Here is a 1,825-nt window from a genome sequence, read left to right as displayed (position 1 = left end):
GTGCCGGGCTCTCCCGTGCGTGCGGCCTAGAGGTGCGTCAGGCCGGCCAGTCCGGTCTCCTGGACGACGCCGGTGGTGGTGGCGGTCGCGGTGGTGGCCAGGTTCCCCACCGAGTCGGTCACCGAGATCCGCTCGTCCTCGGTGCCCAGCGTGGCCTTGGCGCCGGGCACGGCCTGGACGGCTCCGGTCACCAGCTTCGGGTCGAGCTCGCCCAGCTTGAGCCGGCCGTCGGCCAGCTGGCCGGTGCCGTCCTCGACCAGCGAGAGCGGCTTGCCGAGGCCGACCGCGGGGGTGTCGGCGTGCAGCGGCGCGGCGGGGGCGTCCAGCAGCAGCTCGCCGAGGTCGGCGCTGTGGTCGAGCAGCGGCAGCGGCAACTCGGCCTTGGCGGTCGGGCCGACCTTGCCGATGCCGAGCGCGGGCACGATGCGGTCCGGGATCAGCGCGTCCCCCGTGGTGTGGGTGGGCGCCGGCGGCATCAGCAGCGAGGTCGGGATGGCGCCGGAGATCCGGCTGTCCAGCGGCGCCAGCGGGATGTCCACCGGCACCTGCTGGGTGGCCAGTTGCTCCTCCAGCGCCCCGACCTGATCGGGGCCGATCGGGGCGGCGGACGCCGACCCCGGGGAGGCGAGCACGCCCGCACCGACCGCCAGCAGCACCGCGCCGGCCCGCTTGGAGAACTTCATGCTTTTCACCGTTCCACCTGTCCGTACGGGAGATCCAATGGGGAGGCGGCCGCGCGGGCGCGGCCGAAAGCAACGGGCTCAACGAGCGACCGGCGTTCCCGATGGCACCGGTTAACCGATTCGGGTTAATAATCCGACCGGAATCCCTTGACCGCCGCGCCTCCCGGACTCTTTTCCAAAATCCCCGTAACCTTCCGTGCCGTGATTCTTTGATCTGAACGTCAGTGACCGCAGACCGGGTCTGGGCGTTGAACGCGTCGTACGCACGGAAACCGCACGGAAACCGAGCTTTTCAGAGAGGGATCTCCTCATGATCCAGAAGTCCTTCGCCGCCGCCGGCCTGGCCGCCGCCGCGCTGGCCGCAGCCGCCGCGCCGGCCTCGGCCATCGCTGACGCGGACGGCGCCGCCGGGTCGTTCCAGGGCAACGGCGGCACCAACTTCACCGGCACCGTCGGCGACCACAGCCCGAACTTCCACTTCCTGGACAACGCGAACATCTGCCTGCCCGAGATCCACAACATCGCCGTCGGTGTGGCCGGCATCGCCGTCCCGATCGAGGTCCCGATCGCCAACAGCGGTGGCAAGCAGTACTGCACCCAGGGCCAGGGCACCCAGAGCCACGGCGACGCGGGCATCTCGCACCTGATCGGCTGACCCGCCCGTCCCGGCAGCGTCACCCTCCCGAACCGACCACCCTTCGAATCGCTCCCCGATTCACCCCCGAGAGGAACACCGAAATGATCAAGAAGTCCCTCGCCGCCGCGGGTCTGGCCGCCGCCGCCATCGCGATGTCCGCCGGTTCGGCCGGTGCCATCGCCGACTCGGACGGCTCGGCCGTCTCGGTCCAGGGCAACGGCGGCACCAACCACACCGGCACCGCCGGCGACCACAGCCCGAACTTCCACACCCTGGACAACCCGAACATCTGCCTGCCCGAGATCCACAACGTGGCGGTCGGCGTCCTCGGCCTGGCCGTGCCGATCGAGGTTCCGGTCCTCAACAGCACCCCGAAGCAGATCTGCAACGTCGGCCAGAACACCCAGTCCTCGGGCGACGCGGGTGTCTCGCACCTGATCGGCTGATCCAGCCGCACGGCGCGACGGAGGGCCCGGGGACGTCTGGTCCCCGGGCCCTCCGGGCG

The 1,825-nt window shown here is 70.9% G+C and carries 3 protein-coding genes; 2 read left to right on the top strand and 1 reads right to left on the bottom strand.

Annotation, left to right across the window (positions count from 1 at the left end; translation table 11 throughout):
* Positions 1–26 precede the first annotated feature (26 nt).
* The gene (locus ACFU74_RS37185) at positions 27–683 is read right to left on the bottom strand and encodes a hypothetical protein (protein WP_380764562.1); all 657 of its coding nucleotides are present in this window, start codon (positions 681–683) and stop codon (positions 27–29) included.
* Between the two features lie 310 nt (positions 684–993).
* Here ACFU74_RS37185 and ACFU74_RS37180 point away from each other — a divergent pair, with 310 nt between their 5' ends.
* Together ACFU74_RS37180 and ACFU74_RS37175 are read left to right on the top strand one after the other, a co-directional pair.
* Positions 994–1,338, top strand: coding sequence for a rodlet layer protein (locus ACFU74_RS37180; protein ID WP_380764561.1), 345 nt, complete (start codon positions 994–996; stop codon positions 1,336–1,338).
* 83 nt (positions 1,339–1,421) lie between these two features.
* Positions 1,422–1,766 carry a rodlet layer protein gene (locus ACFU74_RS37175; RefSeq protein WP_380764560.1) on the top strand — a complete coding sequence of 115 codons (345 nt, stop codon included), beginning with the start codon at positions 1,422–1,424 and terminating at the stop codon, positions 1,764–1,766.
* Positions 1,767–1,825 lie beyond the last annotated feature (59 nt).

The organism is Kitasatospora sp. NPDC057500 (assembly GCF_042802195.1).
Classification (GTDB): domain Bacteria; phylum Actinomycetota; class Actinomycetes; order Streptomycetales; family Streptomycetaceae; genus Kitasatospora.
The sequence above is the reverse complement of the archived record's forward strand: the minus strand, read 5'-3'. Positions and strand labels throughout refer to the sequence as shown.

Coding starts and splice junctions, on each gene's coding strand:
- ACFU74_RS37180 (WP_380764561.1), top strand. CDS start 994: ATGATCCAGAAGTCCTTCGCCGCCGCCGGCCTGGCCGCCGCCGCGCTG.
- ACFU74_RS37175 (WP_380764560.1), top strand. CDS start 1,422: ATGATCAAGAAGTCCCTCGCCGCCGCGGGTCTGGCCGCCGCCGCCATC.
- ACFU74_RS37185 (WP_380764562.1), bottom strand. CDS start 683: ATGAAGTTCTCCAAGCGGGCCGGCGCGGTGCTGCTGGCGGTCGGTGCG.